Source organism: Bacillus sp. FSL K6-1006 (assembly GCF_038593175.1).
Classification (GTDB): Bacteria; Bacillota; Bacilli; order Bacillales; family Bacillaceae; genus Bacillus; species Bacillus safensis.
The window spans coordinates 1,771,146-1,787,472 of sequence record NZ_CP151970.1 but is presented as its reverse complement, the minus strand read 5'-3'; the positions used below and the strand labels follow the sequence as shown (position 1 = coordinate 1,787,472).

Genomic DNA, 16,327 nt, shown 5'->3' with positions numbered 1-16,327 from the left:
GAAAATATTGTTTAGATGAAACATGTAAATTCTTTTTATAAGTATTCAAAAAATGTTTAGGCATAAAAAACATTCATCAAAATCATAGAGGAGACAATAATCATGTCAAAAGTATTATTTGTTAAAGGAACACCTCAAAGAGAGGAACAATCAAGAAGTACGCAAGTTGCTAGAGCATTTATCCATGAATATAAGGAAGTAAATCCAACGGATGAAATAATAGAAGTAGATGTCTATTATGCAAATGTTCCATTAATTGATGCTGATTTTTTAACTGGACAAAAGAAGTTAAGAAGTGGCGAAGCGCTAACAGATGTTGAAGCACAAAAAATAGAAGCAGTGAATGCATTCACAAAGCAATTTATGGAAGTAGATAAATACATCATTCAGTCTTCAATGTGGAATTTAGGAATCCAACCATTATTAAAAGCCTATTTTGATACAATCATGAGTGCTGGAAAAACGTTTAAATATACAGCAGAAGGTCCAGAAGGATTGATGAAAGGAAAAAAAGCAATCCATATTCATGGAATGGGAGGATTTTATTCGCAGGCAATTGGAATGGAACATTCCGATTCTTACGTGAGAGGTGCGCTAAAGTTTGTTGGAATTGAAGTGGAACCAACGATTTTTGTTGAAGGTATTGACTATGATCCAACTAAGAAAGAAGAAGTTGTTGCTGCAGCAATTGAAAAGGCAAAAGCGGCAGCACGAACTTTTTAAAAAAGAGCTTTGGTGGGATTAGTTAAAAAGATGTTTATTAACATAATCCCCCTCGCACATTCATCAAAATCATAAAGGGGGAACATATGATGAAAGTAGAAATTTGGTCTGATTTTGTTTGTCCGTTTTGTTATATTGGCAAACGTCAATTTGAAATAGGGTTAGAACAGTTTGAATATAAAGAAGAGGTAGAAGTCTTATTTCGTCATTTCCAATTAGATCCATATGCGAAAAAAAATACAGGAATGGATATCCATCAAGTATTATCCTCCAAGCATGGTGTCCCATATGAAAAAGCAAAAGTACTGAACAATCAATTGAAACAGAAAGCAAAAGATGTTGAATTAGATTATCAATTTGATACAATGATTCCCACGAATTCATATGATGCACTTCGTCTTTCTTATTATGCAAAAGAGAAAGGGAAGATACGGGAGTTTATGGAGCGTATTTTGAAAGCTCATTTCACGGATTCACTAGATATCGGTGATCACGCAACACTTGCTCAACTTACAAGTGAAATAGGTCTTGATGGCAACGAAGCTTTGGATGTTTTAGCAAATGATAAATATAGCGAGAATATTGCAGCTGATAGAGCCGAGGGATCAAAAATTGGGATTCAGGGCGTTCCCTTTTACGTAGTGAATGATAAATATGTCATCTCAGGAGCACAACCTAGCGAAGTATTTTTAGAAACATTACAACAGGTTTGGAAAGAAGAGTACGCGAATGCTAAGGTTGAAGAGCATAAATTAGAGTCGCCGCTCGATGATTATTGTTCAGATGGAACATGTAAATTTTAATGGATAATCAAAAAAGATAGAAATTACAAAAAAATAATATAGTATCTCAAGGCTCAGGTATTGTTGTTCTAAATCTTGTAGTAGTGCCAACATCATCGGTGCTTGTGTTATATAGCTGCATTAAATACTACTTTATAATTAATCGTTTACTTCCAAAAAAATCAAAGGGGTTTAGCGATATGAAAAATACAATTTTTCAAGGCACAATAGAGCATTCAGGATTTGTAGTACCCGATATCGAAGTAGCAGTTGAATTCTTCACTAATATTTTGGGTTTTGAAGTCTTGTTCCGGCCAGGACGGATGCACTTTGAAGACGATAGTTTTAAAAGATACTTTGGGGTTCACGATCATTCAGTTGTAGAAGGGGCGGCATTTTTGCAATACGGCGGTAGAAAGATCGAACTGGTCCAATGGTCGACGCCAGATCAACAGAATGTTGACCTAAAACCGAGTGATATCGGTGTAGCTCATCTAGCTATTACAGTGACCAATATAGAAGAGGCTTTGAAATATTTTGCAGAACAGCCTGATGTTAAAGTTAGAGAACTGAGCCCTCTTGGATTTTTCTATATCACAACATCATGGGGGATGGAGATTCAAATAATGGAATGACGCTAATATGTATTCTCATTTCCTAGTTTACATAATATATATTCTAGGAAGTTATCCATTAAACGAATTTCTCTTGTCTCATAATTAAGTATACTTATCTTATTGAGACAAAATAGAAAAAATCAAAATCTGCCGTTTATTCGCCAGATTTTGATTCATCAAGATATTTAATGATTTTCGCAGGATTTCCGCCAACCACCACGTTTGCTGGAACACTTTTTGTCACAACGGCACCAGATGCAATGACAGCATTGTCACCAATTGTGACACCTGGATTAATAATAGCACCGCCGCCAATCCATACATGGTTTCCAATGGTGACTGGTTTGCCGAATTCAATGCCCTTTGCACGTTCTATCGGATCAAGCGGGTGTCCAGCCGTATAAATATGTACATTCGGACCTAATAAACAGTGATGTCCAATGGTAATTTTGCAAACGTCTAAAAATACTGCATCAAAATTTGCAAAAAAATGCTCACCAATCTCGATATTGTATCCGTAATCGCACTGCAGTCTTCCTTCAAAAACGACATCATTTCCGCAAGCGCCTAATAATTCCTTTAAAATGGATGTTCTTTTTTCTTGCTGATTGGTTTGCTGATATGCGTATGTCAATTGTCTGGCTCTTTCACGATCTGCGATCAGTGTTTGGTCACTAGATACATAATGTTCTCCTTGGATCATTTTTTCCTTTTCACTTTTCATGTTGATCTCCTCCTCCCTTCTATTTATACCGATGCGATATGATTACATCCTACCGCCCCCTTTATGTTTATTTTACCTTCTCATCATAAGAATTGGGAAGGAATGATTTCTTTTGACTAGTATTGACCTTGTTCCTCCAGCAAGTTATTTACGAATCAGCAAGTCTCATTTATAATCGAGTAGATTTGTTCAATAACATATATATCTTTAAATGTGAGGGATTAGATGGAATTAAAGTGGTATAAAGCAATTATTGTGATCTTTACGATGTCTGGAATCTCCATTTCTACATGGTTTTCACGGACACCGGAAGTGAGAGATTTATTACAAGCAAACACAGGAACAATGGGACTTATTTTACTCGGTTTATCTGTTGGTTCAATTGTTGGGCTTGTTCTTTCAAATGTATTCGTCCGCAAAAAAGGCGGCCGAGTGGCGATTGTGATCAGTGCTTTTTTGATGTTCCTTGGATTCACTACTCTTGCCATTGGTTCAACGCTCTCTTCTATCTTTGTCGTCACTGCCGGTCTTTTTCTTTTTGGCGCAGGCTCTGGCATGTGTAATGTAGCGATGAACTTAGAAGGAACAGAGATTGAATACAGCATCAAGAAAACCATTCTGCCTATATTGCACGCTTCCTTTAGTATTGGGACTTTAATTGGAGCAGGTGCTGGTATTCTTTTTATCCATCTAGGCATCTCTGTATTGATACACCTTCTCGCTATTGCCCTTCTGCTGTTCCTCAGCATATTGATTTGTACACGGTTTATCCCGCATGGGACAGGAAAGGATCAGCATGAGAAGCAGCCCGATACAGTTGAGTCTAGTCAAACGGCATGGCTGAACAAACGAACGATATCTCTTGCGATGATCGCCTTATGTCTTGCATTTGTCGAAGGCTCGGCCAATGATTGGATTCCACTTGCAATGGTAGATGGCTACCAAGTTTCACATTCCATGAGTACAGTCATCTATGCTTTGTTTTTGTGCGGCATGATTAGCGGCAGACTGATCAGCGGACGTTTGATCGATCGCTTTGGCAGAGTGTTATTGCTAAGAGTTGCGATTTTATCAGCAGCTGCCGGCCTATTTTTAGTCATTTTAAAAATTTCACTTGTTGTATGTATGATATCGATCTTTTTATGGGGACTTGGCGCATCTTTAGGCTTTCCGCTGACCATTTCTGCAGCTGGCGATGATAGCCGGTACGCTGTCAAACGCGTCAGTATTGTGACCTTATCTGGTTACACAGCCTCCCTTTCCGGTCCTCCTATTTTAGGGCTGCTTGCCAATCAAGTAGGACTGCTTCATGCCTTTATCTTTGTTCTATTTGCCATATGTATTGCAGGAATCTTTACTAAAGCTGTAGCAAAACCGCATTCATTACAAGCTCACTAAAAGTGTCTGATCCATGATCATGGCACTTTTTTTAAATTTAAAAAATAAAATTGAAACCTTTCATGAAGTGAAACAGTCCTATAGATGTCCTGATGTTTATCGCTTTTTTAAAGAGGGAAAGTAAAAAAATAAGACTTTTCAAATAACTGAAAACGTGGTAAGATCATGAAAATAACCAGGAAGGGGTGAGAAAAATGAAAAAAAATATGCTATTAAAATTAGGTGTTCTATGCATAGCACTTGCAAGTTTTCATTTGTTCTCAATGCCTCATTCCGTTCAGGTATACCATCATGCAAAGGTGGTTGCCGATCAAGAATCACATGAAATGAAAATCGTTCAGACAATGGGCGATGAAAAGAAACAAAAACATGTGAGCGCAGTATTTGCCGCATTTACAGCACTGCTGATTATTGGCAGTATGACAGCTGGATTTGCACGCATCACTCATACTGATCGATTTGACCGGAAAAAGAAGCATTTACTTGCAGTGTTCTACCAATCTTCTTATTTCCGACTAGCTCGTGTTTAACCCAACCATCTAAATCAAAACAAAAATTGGGAGGTTTTACACGATGTTATTTTTCTTAAGAATTTTCATTCTAGGTCTATTCTCTGTCACTTCACTTTCTCTTTTCGTCTACCAAGGAATTGAAGTAGTGCACGCCATTTCAAGCATGTTTGGCAACCACGAGAGCTAAAAGACCCGTATATAAAAGAACCCCCCTGCGACTGGCAGGGGGTTTTCGTTTGCTTATTTATTGTCATCTGGCACACGTTCAGGCGTCAGAAGGACATGAGTCACTTCTCCCTGCTCTTCCTCATCTACAATAAACGATCCATTGCTATAACGGTCATTTGCTCTTAGAGTAGAGATTTCAAGCGGAATCGTTGTACCCTTTTCTGTATCTATTTCAAGTGTATCGTGCAGAGATGCAGCGATCACAGCCACAATACGGTGCGGGTTTTTCTTTAATTCTCTCAGCATAAGAACCCCGCGTTTCGCTCTTGATGTTTTATCAAACTCAGAGAGGTTCATTCGCTTTACAGCCCCTCTTTGTGTCGTGAGCACAAGGACATCGTTTTTCGGATCGATGATCTGGCCAGAGACTACCTCGTCCCCTTCCTTCAAATTGATTCCTTTGACGCCGGCCGCTCTCGGTCCAACAACACTTACTTCTTCTTCATCAAACCACAAACCGTAACCATTTTTCGTTGCAATAAACAATTCCTGCTGTCCTGTTGTGACATGAACATCGACGAGTTCATCGTCACCTTTTAGGTTCAAGGCGACAAGCGGTTTCGAATAACGCTGCGCTTTATATTGAAGAAGCTCTGTTTTCTTCACCATTCCGCCTTTCGTAAAGAATAAAAGATATGATGTTTCATCAAATTCTTTTATTGGAATGGCTTTTTGGATTGATTCCTCGCGATCAATCGAAATGATATTCGTAATATGCTGCCCCATGTCTTTCCAGCGTATATCTGGCAGCTGATGAACAGGACAATAAATGTAGCTTCCTTTATTCGTAAACAGCAGAAGAACATCCGTTGTATTCATTTCAAACTGATGAATCAAACGGTCAGTATCCTTCATGCCAAAGTCCTTACCGTTAGAGGCAGCATAGGAGCGTTGGCTTGTTCGCTTGATGTAACCATCCTTCGTGACTGTCACATAAACATCCTCTGATGCGATCATCACTTCAAGGTTAATCTTAATTTCTTCGATTTTTTCCTCAATAACGGATCTTCTCTCATCAGCATATGTCTTTTTGAGCTTTTTCAGGCTGTTTGTAATGACCTTCAGCAGCTTTTTCTCGTTCGCTAAAATGTCTTCAAGCTCTGCTATCCGCACATCTAGCTCTCTTGCTTCCTCTCTTAATTGCGTAATATCTGTATTGGTTAAACGATATAACTGGAGTGAAACAATCGCTTCTGATTGTGCTTCTGTAAAGTCATATTTCGCCATCAAGTTGTTCTTTGCATCACGCTTATCATTAGAGGAGCGGATTGTGGCAATGACTTCATCTAAGATGGAAAGTGCCTTAATTAAGCCGTCGACAATATGGTGGCGTTCCTTCGCTTTTCGAAGCTCGTACGCTGAGCGGTTCGTCACCACTTCTTTTTGATGGGCAATATATGCATCTAGTATAGTTGTCAGCGTCATTAAAGTCGGTCTGCGATTATGTATCGCTACCATATTAAAGTTATATGGGATTTGCAGATCTGAGTTTTTATATAAGAAATTCAGCACACCATTTGCATCTGCTTCTTTTTTCAGCTCTACTACGATTCGAAGCCCAGTACGGTCTGTCTCATCTCGGACCTCTGAAATGCCTTCTACTTTTCTTTCAATTCGGAACTCGTCCATCTTTTTGACAAGATTGGCTTTATTCACTTCGTAAGGAATTTCTGTAATCACGATTTGCTGGCGTCCGCCGCGGATGGTTTCAATCTCCGCTTTGCCTCGAATCATAATCTTTCCTTTTCCTGTTTCATACGCCTTCTTAATACCGTCTACACCTTGAATGATACCGCCTGTTGGGAAATCTGGCCCTTTGATGACCGTCATTAAATCCTCAACCGTACAATGCGGCTGTTCGATTCGTTTAATAACGCCATCAATGACTTCTCCCAAGTGATGCGGCGGGATATCAGTGGCATACCCGGCTGAAATCCCTGTTGATCCATTCACGAGAAGGTTTGGGAACATCGCTGGTAATACAACGGGCTCTTTACTTGTATCATCAAAGTTTGCGACAAATTCGACCGTTTCCTTGTCTAAGTCCTTTAAAAGCTCTGAAGCAATAGCAGACAGCCTTGCTTCCGTATAACGCATGGCAGCAGGCGGATCACCATCGATACTCCCGTTATTCCCATGCATCTCAATCAGTACATTTCGTACTTTCCACTCCTGACTCATTCTTACCATCGCTTCATAAACAGATGAGTCTCCGTGCGGGTGATAGTTACCAATCACGTTACCGACTGTTTTAGCGGCTTTACGGAAGTTTTTATCCTGCGTATTTCCTTCTGCATACATCGCATATAAAATTCTTCGTTGTACAGGTTTTAGTCCATCACGTGCATCTGGAAGCGCACGGTCTTGAATAATATATTTACTATAGCGGCCAAAGCGGTCGCCGATTACTTCTTCTAATGGTAAATCATGAAATCGTTCTTGTTGTGCCATGTTTAAACCTCCTCAGCTAGCGACAAGTTTTCATTTTCAAGAATGTTGCTTTCCTCATCAAGTCCAAAGGCGACATTCTTTTCAATCCATTTACGGCGTGGTTCTACTTTGTCACCCATTAGAGTTGTGACGCGGCGTTCCACACGTGCAGCATCATCAATTTTGACCCTGACAAGTGTTCTCGATTCTGGATTCATTGTCGTTTCCCATAGCTGGTCGGCATTCATTTCACCTAACCCTTTGTAGCGCTGAATCGTGTACCCTTTTCCAACTTTCTTCAGTACGTCATCCATTTCTTCATCAGACCATGCGTACTCAATAATCTCTTTTTTCCCTGAGCCTTTGCTGACTTTATATAAAGGCGGGAGTGCAATAAACACTTTGCCATGCTCAATCAGCGGCTTCATATAGCGGTAGAAGAATGTTAAGAGAAGCACTTGAATATGCGCTCCATCCGTATCCGCATCTGTCATGATCACAATTTTGTCATAATTGATGTCTTCTACATTAAAGTCGACTCCAACGCCTCCACCAATTGCATGAATAATGGTGTTGATTTCTTCGTTTTTGAAAATATCAGCAAGCTTTGCTTTTTCTGTATTGATGACCTTTCCGCGCAGCGGCAGCACCGCTTGGAATTTACGGTCGCGCCCCTGTTTTGCTGACCCGCCCGCAGAGTCACCCTCTACTAGATATAGTTCATTTCTTGCTGGGTTTCTAGATTGAGCAGGTGTTAATTTTCCGCTCAGTGTTGCTTCAGACTTTTTCCGTTTCTTGCCGCTCCTCGCTTCTTCACGTGCTCTTCTAGCAGCCTCTCTTGCCTGCTGCGCTTTAATCGCTTTTTTCACAAGAAGAGTGGCTGTTTCCCGGTTTTCTTCAAGGAAATACGCAAGCTTTTCAGAAATAACAGCATCAACAGCTGAACGTGCCTCACTTGTCCCAAGCTTTCCTTTTGTCTGTCCTTCAAATTGAAGCAGCTCTTCAGGAATTCTGACAGAAATAATAGCAGACAGTCCTTCGCGAATATCAGTGCCTTCTAAATTTTTGTCTTTTTCTTTTAAAAGAGCGACTTTGCGAGCATATTCGTTAAAGGCTCTCGTCATGGCCGTTTTGGCACCAGACTCATGTGTGCCGCCATCTTTTGTTCTGACGTTATTAACGAAGGAAAGGATATTTTCCGAATAGCCATCATTAAATTGAAAAGCAAAATCTACTTCAATGGACTGATGCTCTCCTTCAAATGAGACGACTTCACTCAGAACATCTTTTTCTTCATTTAAATAAGCAACAAAGGCTTCAATGCCTGTCTCATAATAAAACGTTTCTTGTACATCATGCCGTTCATCGATCAACTCTATTTTTAACCCTTTTAATAAAAAGGCAGATTCTCTTAAACGCTCTGATAATGTATCGAAATTATAGGTCGTAACACTGAACATGGTAGGGTCAGGCTTAAAATGAATCAGTGTTCCCGTTTTTTTCGATTTTCCGACTTTTTCAAGTGATGTGACAGGTTTACCGCCGTTTTCAAAGCGCTGATGATAAATAAATCCGTCACGTTCAATTGTGACAGTGAGCCATTCTGACAGCGCGTTCACAACAGATGCCCCAACTCCGTGAAGGCCACCACTTGTTTTATATCCGCCTTGACCAAATTTTCCGCCTGCGTGCAGGACCGTTAAAATGATCTCAGGTGTCGGTTTTCCAAGCTTATGCATACCAGTAGGCATTCCACGCCCTTTATCTTGGACGGAAATGCTGTTATCTTTATGTATTTTGACAATGATATGATCTCCATGGCCAGCGAGCACTTCATCAACAGAGTTGTCTACAATCTCATAGACAAGGTGATGAAGACCGCGCGAATCCGTAGATCCAATATACATCCCTGGACGTTTACGGACCGCTTCAAGCCCCTCTAGCACCTGAATAGAATCATCGTTATAATCTACTTGCTGCTTTTTAACCAAATGCTTAATCCCCTTTCACTAACAAACATAACCGGCTAATCATCAAATGATCTCTCTAGATTTTAATGATGATCATGCTGCTCATTACTGTCCACTTTAATAAGCTGCATCATCATCATGCATGTGTAATTCACCAATACATGCTCTTTTGCACAGCTATGAGAATCATTCTACATTCTGCAATCAGAACTAGAAGTCCATTATAAACAAGACTGTTTCATAAGCCAAATGCAATCATATGATGGTTTTAGCAAAACAGAACAAATGTTCTATATTTATCTTATCGCTCTTTTTCTCGATATGCAAGGCCGCCGATATGTCCCTGTCGCCTTATTTTATCGCTTTCTTTCAGAATCGCAAATATATTTCTGCAACAAAAAAGCAAAAATCCTTGAAAAACCAAGGATTTTTGACGATTTAATGAGTTTTTGTCATCGCATGAGCCACCTTGATACATAAATCCATGATGGCGACCTTGCCATTTTCCTCAATCAGCCTTTTCGCTTCTTCGTGATATATGCCTTGCTGCGCCCAAAAAACAGGTGCGTCTATTTCGAGAAACTCTTCTGCCACCTCTGGTAAAAACTCTGAACGTCTAAAGACATTGACGATATCAACAGGCTCTTTTATATCTTTTAAAGAAGCGACTGCTTTCACACCGAGTGCTTCATCGATCGTTGGATTCACTGGGATAATCTCATACCCGGCATCCTGCATCGCCTTAGACACCATATAAGACGTCCGGTGCGGCTGATCTGATAATCCAACAACAGCAATTCGTTTACTGCTCTTTAATATACGGCCAATTTCTTCTTTCGTAGGATTGTTCATCAAGACACTCCTTTTCCTCTATTTTAGCGAATTTCTGCTTAAAAACAAAGCTGAATCCATCTGCTTTCGATTTTTTCAAAAAAAGTTCCCCATGTTTTTCACAAGATCATGTTAAAATGTAAGACAAGAGGGAGAATATAAAGGAGTTATGCAGATGTTAATTGCTTTGATGTTTATTTTGGCTTATCTTCTCGGCAGTATTCCATCCGGTCTCATTGTCGGGAAAGCTGCAAAGGGAATCGATATCCGTGAACATGGCAGCGGAAACCTAGGTGCGACGAATGCATTTCGTACACTTGGCGTAAAAGCAGGGTCTATTGTGATTACTGCTGATATCCTAAAAGGGACGCTTGCTTCAGCTCTACCGTTTTTCATGCAGCTGGACATCCATCCCTTATTAGCAGGAGTTGCTGCTGTTATCGGTCACAGCTTTCCTGTCTTTGCAAAATTTAAAGGGGGAAAGGCAGTCGCTACATCAGGCGGTGTGCTGCTATTTTATGCCCCATTCCTATTTATCACGATGATCGCTGCTTTTTTCTTATTTTTATACATTAGTAAATATGTTTCACTATCATCTATGCTGACCGGGATCTATACATTCATTTACAGCATATTCACCAAAGACCTTTTCTTAATCATTGTTGTTGCCGTTCTTGCTGGCTTTGTGATCTACAGACACATCGCCAACCTCAAACGAATTCTCAACAAAACTGAACCGAAAATCAAATGGCTCTAGCCGTTTCATCCATTTAAATATGTGGTAAAAGTAAAGAAAAGCTGTTTTTGCATCCTGCATTTTAAAAACAGCATGACTTCAAAAAGGGGCGATCACATTGAAATTAACGATAAAAGAAGATGCACTCAATTGGTACAAGGATGAATTAGATTTAGAAAAAGGTGATCAAGTTCGCTTTTTTGTGAGATATGGCGGGTGCAGTAATGTACAAAAAGGCTTTTCTCTAGGCGTCGCAAAAGATGAACCTCAAAATGCCGGCGCAACCGCTGAAATAGAAGGCATTACTTTCTTTATTGAGGAAAGTGATATTTGGTACTTTGACAACCATGATCTGCATATTGATTATAACGAGTCCGTGAAAGAACCAGAATTTCATTATGAATAAACAAAAAAGATACCTCATCCCTCGGGTATCTTTTTTGTTTTACACTTCAATATACAGCCCATACTCCTGAATGTTTCCTAAAGATCGTTCCTTTTGCAGAATTCTTTTTTGCGGCTCACCGATCAAGTCAAAATGAGGAAACCCTTCGCGGTCATGAATCCATTCTTTTTTTAGTCCATGTCTTTCTCCCCACTCAACTAACCGCTTCATATCCTGACAGGCTGCTTTTGTGACGGTATTGGCGTTTGGAAAACGGTCATCAAGCCAGTAGTGTGTTAAAAAAGCAACTTTTCCTTGCTGGACAGCTGATTTCCAAGCGTTTAAATCGCTTCGTTTAATACCAAAAGCCATAAATTAAACCTGCTTCTTCTTCGACTGTTCATATACTTTATGCCAGGCAGGAAAGGCTTTTCTAAATTGAATAGGTCTAAAGGTGTCTTTATCGACACAAATATGTGAGGTTGTCCCTGTAATCGCTGTTTGTCCATCAGGTTTTTGAATTTCATAGCCATACACCGTTTTGACCCCATTATATTCTTCAATCCATGTATGAACGGTTGCTGTTTCACCATACAGCAATGGTTTTTTATATTGAACCTGCAAGTCTATAACAGGTGCAAGAGCGCCGTCTGCTTCTAGCTGTGCATAGGAAAAACCTAATTCTTTAATCAATGCTGTTCTGCCGACTTCCATCCAAATTAAATAATTGGCATGATACACGATGCCCATTTGATCTGTTTCTGCATAACGGACTTCTATTTCTTTTTTGGATACATACACGTTTTCATCGCTCTCCTATCAAAACCTAAGGTCTGTCTCTGCCATTTTACCACATTCCAAATGGTTCTTCTAAAAAGAGGCAATAAAATAAACCAGGAATCCCTGGTTTATTCGGTATAGCCATTCTTTCTTGCCGCTTCTTCGTCCTTGATCTCAGAACGCATCGCGTCAATACTCATTTTGCGGTTTTCGTTTTTTTGTTTGATCATTTGCTTTTCTGTCTCTGTTGAAACGGACATCGCTGCTTCAGATTCATCAATATTGTCAAGAGTGTTCTCGATCATATCTTGCAACTTTTCAACATTATCAGAACGATCATCTGGATTGGATTGATAGGACTTGTCATTCATCATGATTCCCTCCTTATTCGCCCTTCGTCTGTATCACATCAGGCTGTTCATTTGATTTATTATGCATCTTTTTACCTTTATTACGTTTGTATGCTACAGGTTTTGTCCCTAAATGGTCTGGTGTAAACTGCGCTTGTTTATCATGCTCTCTACCCATTATCATCCCTCCCTCTTCTTTAGGATGAACGAAAACGGATAATTCATAACTTATTTCTGTCTAAATCGCTCTTCCAACTTTTCTTCAAGCTGGTTTAAAAATTCCTCATTGCTTAATAATTCTTTTTTATTTTCAAGCACAAGCTCTTCAAATGTGCGTCGTTTTCTTCTTCTCATTCCACTCACCTCCATATATGTATGATTACATTTTCGCCAAAACATTTAGAAAATAAGCAAAAGAGCTGAATCATTATAGATCCAGCTCTTTTTCAATTTCTTTTTTTGTCAGCATTTGATGCTTCACAGACATGATGCGTCCTTTTTCGTCTAATATGTATGTCGTTGGGTATGAGAGCACCTGATATCTTGCTTGAATGCCTTTTTGGTCCAATAAAACAGGAAAGCTCACCTTTAATTCTTTTGTGAATGCTGCCACATGATCCACACTCTTTTCAGTGGTCGTTAAATTCACCGCTAGTACTTCAACTTGGTCATTTTCGCTCCTAATCGCGTCTAAATCCGGCATTTCCGTCCTGCACGGCTTACACCATGTCGCCCAAAAATTGACGAGCACCTTTTTCCCTCGGTAATCAGATAACGAGGCGGTTTTGCCGTCAAGGGTTTTCAGTTCAAAATCAGGGGCCTGATCGCCTTTTTCAAGACCGATTGCGGGCTCTTTTGGCCCAAATAAATTCCACGCAAGTAAACCAATCAACACAAGTAAAACAGCGCTTGCCATTCCTTTTTTCCACATGATTGATCCTCCACTATTTTAAAAAAGAAGAGAAAGCTGTTGGATCGCCTTCTCTTCTTTGCTGTATTAGTTGCTAGCCAATTTTTCGCGAAGTACCATTTGAAGGATACCGCCATGACGATAGTAGTCAATTTCGACTTCACTGTCAAAGCGAACCACCACTTCAAACGTTTTCTCGTTTCCATCTGTGTCAATTGCTTTCACAGTGACGAGATCACGTGGACGAACTGTTTCGTCAACATGAACTTCAAATGTTTCTGTTCCTGTTAGACCATGAGTTTCTGCACTTTCTCCGTCTTTAAACTGCAAAGGAAGTACGCCCATGAAGACAAGGTTACTTCTGTGGATACGCTCAAAGCTTTCAGCTAGAACAAATTTAATTCCAAGAAGGTTTGTTCCTTTTGCTGCCCAGTCACGTGAAGAACCCATTCCGTAGTCTTTACCTGCTAAAATCGCAAGACCTGTTCCATCCTCTTTATAACGCATGCATGCATCATAAATCGATGTCACTTCACCAGTTGGCCAGTAAGTTGTATAACCGCCTTCTGTTCCTGGTGCAATTTGGTTCTTAATACGGATGTTTGCAAAAGTCCCTCTCATCATGACATGGTGGTTACCACGGCGGGATCCATATGAGTTAAAGTCTCTAGGCGATACGCCTCTTTCTTGCAAGTATTTGCCCGCCGGTGTGTCCTTACCAATCGCTCCAGCAGGAGAAATATGGTCAGTTGTGACAGAGTCACCGAACTTCGCAACGACGCGCAAGCCTTTAAGCGGTTCAACTTTACCAGGTTCAACTGATAGGTTTTCAAAGAATGGCGGGTTATCAATGTATGTGGAATTTTCATCCCATTTGTACAATGCATCATCCGTCGTTTTAATTTCATTCCATCGTTCATTGTTGTCAAAAACAGTTTCATACTCTGAACGGAATAGCTCAGGTGTGACAGTGCTTTTAACGACGCTGTTGATTTCATCCATTGATGGCCAAATGTCATTGAAATAAACGTTCTCGCCATTTTTATCGACACCGATAGGATCTTTTGTTAAATCAATATTCACCGTACCAGCAAGTGCATAAGCCACAACTAATGGTGGAGATGCAAGATAGTTTCCTTTCACAAGCGGATGAATACGACCTTCAAAGTTACGGTTACCTGATAAAACAGAAGTGATCAGCAGGTCATTTTCAGAGACTGCATCTTCAATTTCTTTCTCAAGCGGACCAGAGTTTCCGATACATGTTGTACAGCCATATCCAACAATGTTAAATCCGAGATCTTTTAAATATGGAAGAAGTCCCGAATTCACAAGGTACCCTGTTACAACTTTAGAACCCGGCGCTAGTGACGTTTTGACGTAGTTTGGCACTTTCATACCGAGCTCACTTGCTTTCTTCGCAACAAGACCTGCTCCGATTAACACGTATGGGTTCGATGTATTCGTACAGCTCGTAATCGCTGCAATCGCAATCGCACCTGTCTTCATCACAGCTTTTTCACCGTTTGCAAGATTAAATTCGATTTGTTTATCAAGCTCTGATTTATCTAAGCCAAACCCTTGGTTACCAGCTGGGCTTTCAATGTGTTGATGGAACGTCTCTTTCATTTGAGAAAGTGGAATCAAATCTTGTGGACGTTTAGGACCAGATAAGTTTGACTCAATTTTAGAAAGATCAATTTCCACAACATCAGTAAAAATTGGTTCTTCTGCATCTGGCGTATAGAATAAGCCATTTGCACGAGAATATTCCTCAACGATATTAATTTGCTCTTCATCACGTCCAGTGAGGCGCAGGTAAGCAAGCGCTTCTTCATCTACTGGGAAGAATCCGCAAGTAGCACCGTATTCTGGCGCCATGTTCGCAATTGTTGCACGATCTGCTAACGGCAATTGTGCAACACCAGGTCCGAAGAACTCAACGAACTTGTTCACTACGCCTTTTTCACGAAGGACTTGTGTGACTTTTAATGCAAGGTCGGTTGCAGTTGTTCCGTTTGGAAGCTCTCCAACTAATTTAGCACCAATCACTTCTGGTACTGGGAAGTATGAAGGCTGACCAAGCATACCAGCTTCTGCTTCGATACCGCCAACGCCCCATCCAAGTACACCGATACCGTTAATCATCGTTGTATGAGAGTCAGTTCCAACTAATGTATCTGGGTAAGTGATGATCTCGCCATCTTCTTCAATCGCATGAACAACACTTGCAAGATACTCTAAGTTCACTTGGTGAACAATTCCTGTTGCAGGCGGAACAGCTTGGTAGTTATTAAACGCTTTCTTTGCCCAGCTAAGGAAGTTATAACGCTCTGCGTTACGTTCGAATTCTAAGTCCATGTTAATGTTTAATGCATCTTCAGTTCCAGCTTTATCAACTTGTACTGAGTGGTCAATCACAAGGTCAACTGGAATTTCAGGGTTGATTTTATCCGGATCCCCGCCTACATCTGCCATTGCTTTTCTTAAAGAAGCAAGGTCAACGACTGCTGGTACACCCGTGAAGTCTTGTAAAATAACTCGAGAAGGTTTAAATGGAACATCAATTTCTTTTACCTCGGCAGTTCCCCATTTTGCCAAGTTTTCAACGTGTTCCTTCTTGATCACTCTACCGTCTACTTGGCGAAGCACTGATTCTAAAAGTACCTTAATGGAATAAGGCAGCTTAGAAACATTTCCGATTCCTTGTTTCTCTAGTGCTTCTAACGAATAATAGTGATACGTTTTCCCATTTGTCGAAAACGTTTTTCTAGATTGAAAAGCGTCTTGTTTAGCGACTTGCTGCTGTTTCGACATGTCCAAAATCCCCCTTTTGATGATCAAGATCAATTTCAATTCTCAGAAAAATCGTCGTATTTCACCACAATTTTCTCACAATTTCATCTTAAAACAAATTCATACATAAGTAAATAACAATGCTTTTATTAAAT

Annotated in this window: 20 protein-coding genes; 8 read left to right on the top strand and 12 right to left on the bottom strand. The window is 40.1% G+C overall.

Translation table 11 applies throughout. From position 1 onward, the window contains the following. Nucleotides 1-102 precede the first annotated feature (102 nt). The 3 genes from NSS65_RS09180 (at nucleotide 103) to NSS65_RS09170 (ending at nucleotide 2,140) form a co-directional block, all read left to right on the top strand. Nucleotides 103-723 carry an NAD(P)H-dependent oxidoreductase gene (locus NSS65_RS09180; RefSeq protein ID WP_326135127.1) on the top strand — a complete coding sequence of 207 codons (621 nt, stop codon included), beginning with the start codon at nucleotides 103-105 and terminating at the stop codon, nucleotides 721-723. 89 nt (nucleotides 724-812) lie between these two features. Next, on the top strand, nucleotides 813-1,526 hold the full coding sequence (locus NSS65_RS09175) for a DsbA family oxidoreductase (RefSeq protein ID WP_326135126.1): 714 nt from the start codon (nucleotides 813-815) through the stop codon (nucleotides 1,524-1,526). A gap of 179 nt (nucleotides 1,527-1,705) precedes the next feature. Next, nucleotides 1,706-2,140, top strand: a complete 435-nt coding sequence (locus NSS65_RS09170; RefSeq protein WP_326135125.1) for a VOC family protein — start codon at nucleotides 1,706-1,708, stop codon at nucleotides 2,138-2,140. 136 nt (nucleotides 2,141-2,276) lie between these two features. On the opposite strand, the gene NSS65_RS09165 is transcribed toward NSS65_RS09170, so the two are convergent. Next, entirely contained in the window at nucleotides 2,277-2,846 is a 570-nt protein-coding gene (locus tag NSS65_RS09165) for a sugar O-acetyltransferase (protein ID WP_065214409.1), read from the bottom strand. Between the two features lie 225 nt (nucleotides 2,847-3,071). Here NSS65_RS09165 and NSS65_RS09160 point away from each other — a divergent pair, with 225 nt between their 5' ends. The 3 genes from NSS65_RS09160 to NSS65_RS09150 all read left to right on the top strand — a co-directional run bounded on the left by NSS65_RS09160 (nucleotide 3,072) and on the right by NSS65_RS09150 (nucleotide 4,943). After that, nucleotides 3,072-4,244, top strand: a complete 1,173-nt coding sequence (locus NSS65_RS09160) for an MFS transporter (protein WP_065214408.1) — start codon at nucleotides 3,072-3,074, stop codon at nucleotides 4,242-4,244. A 194-nt stretch (nucleotides 4,245-4,438) separates the two neighbouring features. Beyond that, nucleotides 4,439-4,774: a hypothetical protein gene (locus NSS65_RS09155; protein WP_034283456.1), complete on the top strand. Its 336-nt coding sequence runs from the start codon at nucleotides 4,439-4,441 to the stop codon at nucleotides 4,772-4,774. 43 nt (nucleotides 4,775-4,817) lie between these two features. Further along, the gene (locus NSS65_RS09150; protein ID WP_255222231.1) at nucleotides 4,818-4,943 is read left to right on the top strand and encodes a hypothetical protein; all 126 of its coding nucleotides are present in this window, start codon (nucleotides 4,818-4,820) and stop codon (nucleotides 4,941-4,943) included. A gap of 53 nt (nucleotides 4,944-4,996) precedes the next feature. Here the strand turns inward: NSS65_RS09150 and parC are convergent, their stop codons facing one another. The 4 genes from parC to NSS65_RS09130 form a co-directional block, all read right to left on the bottom strand. Then, a complete protein-coding gene (gene parC / locus NSS65_RS09145; RefSeq protein WP_061109917.1) occupies nucleotides 4,997-7,435 on the bottom strand; it encodes a DNA topoisomerase IV subunit A in 2,439 nt (812 codons plus the stop codon). Between the two features lie 2 nt (nucleotides 7,436-7,437). Continuing rightward, entirely contained in the window at nucleotides 7,438-9,405 is a 1,968-nt protein-coding gene (gene parE, locus NSS65_RS09140) for a DNA topoisomerase IV subunit B (protein ID WP_034283454.1), read from the bottom strand. A 417-nt stretch (nucleotides 9,406-9,822) separates the two neighbouring features. Next, on the bottom strand, nucleotides 9,823-10,236 hold the full coding sequence (locus NSS65_RS09135) for a CoA-binding protein (RefSeq protein ID WP_034283453.1): 414 nt from the start codon (nucleotides 10,234-10,236) through the stop codon (nucleotides 9,823-9,825). Continuing rightward, complete coding sequence (locus NSS65_RS09130; RefSeq protein ID WP_257995200.1) at nucleotides 10,187-10,315, bottom strand: hypothetical protein; 129 nt, start codon at nucleotides 10,313-10,315, stop codon at nucleotides 10,187-10,189. The genes NSS65_RS09135 and NSS65_RS09130 overlap by 50 nt, the downstream gene beginning before the upstream one ends. A gap of 75 nt (nucleotides 10,316-10,390) precedes the next feature. Between NSS65_RS09130 and plsY the strand changes: the two genes are divergently transcribed. Further along, a complete protein-coding gene (gene plsY / locus NSS65_RS09125; RefSeq protein WP_024425146.1) occupies nucleotides 10,391-10,972 on the top strand; it encodes a glycerol-3-phosphate 1-O-acyltransferase PlsY in 582 nt (193 codons plus the stop codon). 97 nt (nucleotides 10,973-11,069) lie between these two features. After that, nucleotides 11,070-11,357: a HesB/YadR/YfhF family protein gene (locus NSS65_RS09120; protein ID WP_024425145.1), complete on the top strand. Its 288-nt coding sequence runs from the start codon at nucleotides 11,070-11,072 to the stop codon at nucleotides 11,355-11,357. A 39-nt stretch (nucleotides 11,358-11,396) separates the two neighbouring features. On the opposite strand, the gene NSS65_RS09115 is transcribed toward NSS65_RS09120, so the two are convergent. From NSS65_RS09115 to acnA, 7 genes are all read right to left on the bottom strand, one after another. Beyond that, the gene (locus tag NSS65_RS09115) at nucleotides 11,397-11,708 is read right to left on the bottom strand and encodes a hypothetical protein (RefSeq protein WP_041117529.1); all 312 of its coding nucleotides are present in this window, start codon (nucleotides 11,706-11,708) and stop codon (nucleotides 11,397-11,399) included. A 3-nt stretch (nucleotides 11,709-11,711) separates the two neighbouring features. Then, nucleotides 11,712-12,137 carry a thioesterase family protein gene (locus NSS65_RS09110; protein ID WP_065214407.1) on the bottom strand — a complete coding sequence of 142 codons (426 nt, stop codon included), beginning with the start codon at nucleotides 12,135-12,137 and terminating at the stop codon, nucleotides 11,712-11,714. A 107-nt stretch (nucleotides 12,138-12,244) separates the two neighbouring features. Further along, entirely contained in the window at nucleotides 12,245-12,487 is a 243-nt protein-coding gene (gene tlp, locus NSS65_RS09105) for a small acid-soluble spore protein Tlp (RefSeq protein ID WP_024425142.1), read from the bottom strand. Between the two features lie 13 nt (nucleotides 12,488-12,500). Continuing rightward, nucleotides 12,501-12,644 (bottom strand): acid-soluble spore protein N, encoded by a 144-nt coding sequence (locus NSS65_RS09100; RefSeq protein ID WP_008357830.1) that lies wholly within the window; start codon nucleotides 12,642-12,644, stop codon nucleotides 12,501-12,503. A 50-nt stretch (nucleotides 12,645-12,694) separates the two neighbouring features. Then, a complete protein-coding gene (locus NSS65_RS09095) occupies nucleotides 12,695-12,820 on the bottom strand; it encodes an FbpB family small basic protein (RefSeq protein WP_003211002.1) in 126 nt (41 codons plus the stop codon). Between the two features lie 73 nt (nucleotides 12,821-12,893). After that, nucleotides 12,894-13,397: a TlpA disulfide reductase family protein gene (locus NSS65_RS09090; protein ID WP_024425141.1), complete on the bottom strand. Its 504-nt coding sequence runs from the start codon at nucleotides 13,395-13,397 to the stop codon at nucleotides 12,894-12,896. 66 nt (nucleotides 13,398-13,463) lie between these two features. Continuing rightward, on the bottom strand, nucleotides 13,464-16,193 hold the full coding sequence (gene acnA / locus NSS65_RS09085) for an aconitate hydratase AcnA (protein ID WP_065214406.1): 2,730 nt from the start codon (nucleotides 16,191-16,193) through the stop codon (nucleotides 13,464-13,466). Between the last annotated feature and the right edge of the window lie 134 nt (nucleotides 16,194-16,327).

Bases quoted from the DNA above. Each gene is read 5' to 3' on its own strand.
- NSS65_RS09135 (WP_034283453.1), bottom strand. From the start codon at position 10,236: ATGAACAATCCTACGAAAGAAGAAATTGGCCGTATATTAAAGAGCAGT.
- NSS65_RS09160 (WP_065214408.1), top strand. From the start codon at position 3,072: ATGGAATTAAAGTGGTATAAAGCAATTATTGTGATCTTTACGATGTCT.
- NSS65_RS09165 (WP_065214409.1), bottom strand. From the start codon at position 2,846: ATGAAAAGTGAAAAGGAAAAAATGATCCAAGGAGAACATTATGTATCT.
- NSS65_RS09175 (WP_326135126.1), top strand. From the start codon at position 813: ATGAAAGTAGAAATTTGGTCTGATTTTGTTTGTCCGTTTTGTTATATT.
- acnA (WP_065214406.1), bottom strand. From the start codon at position 16,193: ATGTCGAAACAGCAGCAAGTCGCTAAACAAGACGCTTTTCAATCTAGA.
- plsY (WP_024425146.1), top strand. From the start codon at position 10,391: ATGTTAATTGCTTTGATGTTTATTTTGGCTTATCTTCTCGGCAGTATT.
- NSS65_RS09090 (WP_024425141.1), bottom strand. From the start codon at position 13,397: ATGTGGAAAAAAGGAATGGCAAGCGCTGTTTTACTTGTGTTGATTGGT.
- NSS65_RS09155 (WP_034283456.1), top strand. From the start codon at position 4,439: ATGAAAAAAAATATGCTATTAAAATTAGGTGTTCTATGCATAGCACTT.
- NSS65_RS09180 (WP_326135127.1), top strand. From the start codon at position 103: ATGTCAAAAGTATTATTTGTTAAAGGAACACCTCAAAGAGAGGAACAA.
- NSS65_RS09100 (WP_008357830.1), bottom strand. From the start codon at position 12,644: ATGGGTAGAGAGCATGATAAACAAGCGCAGTTTACACCAGACCATTTA.
- NSS65_RS09150 (WP_255222231.1), top strand. From the start codon at position 4,818: ATGTTATTTTTCTTAAGAATTTTCATTCTAGGTCTATTCTCTGTCACT.
- NSS65_RS09170 (WP_326135125.1), top strand. From the start codon at position 1,706: ATGAAAAATACAATTTTTCAAGGCACAATAGAGCATTCAGGATTTGTA.
- NSS65_RS09115 (WP_041117529.1), bottom strand. From the start codon at position 11,708: ATGGCTTTTGGTATTAAACGAAGCGATTTAAACGCTTGGAAATCAGCT.
- tlp (WP_024425142.1), bottom strand. From the start codon at position 12,487: ATGAATGACAAGTCCTATCAATCCAATCCAGATGATCGTTCTGATAAT.
- NSS65_RS09095 (WP_003211002.1), bottom strand. From the start codon at position 12,820: ATGAGAAGAAGAAAACGACGCACATTTGAAGAGCTTGTGCTTGAAAAT.
- parC (WP_061109917.1), bottom strand. From the start codon at position 7,435: ATGGCACAACAAGAACGATTTCATGATTTACCATTAGAAGAAGTAATC.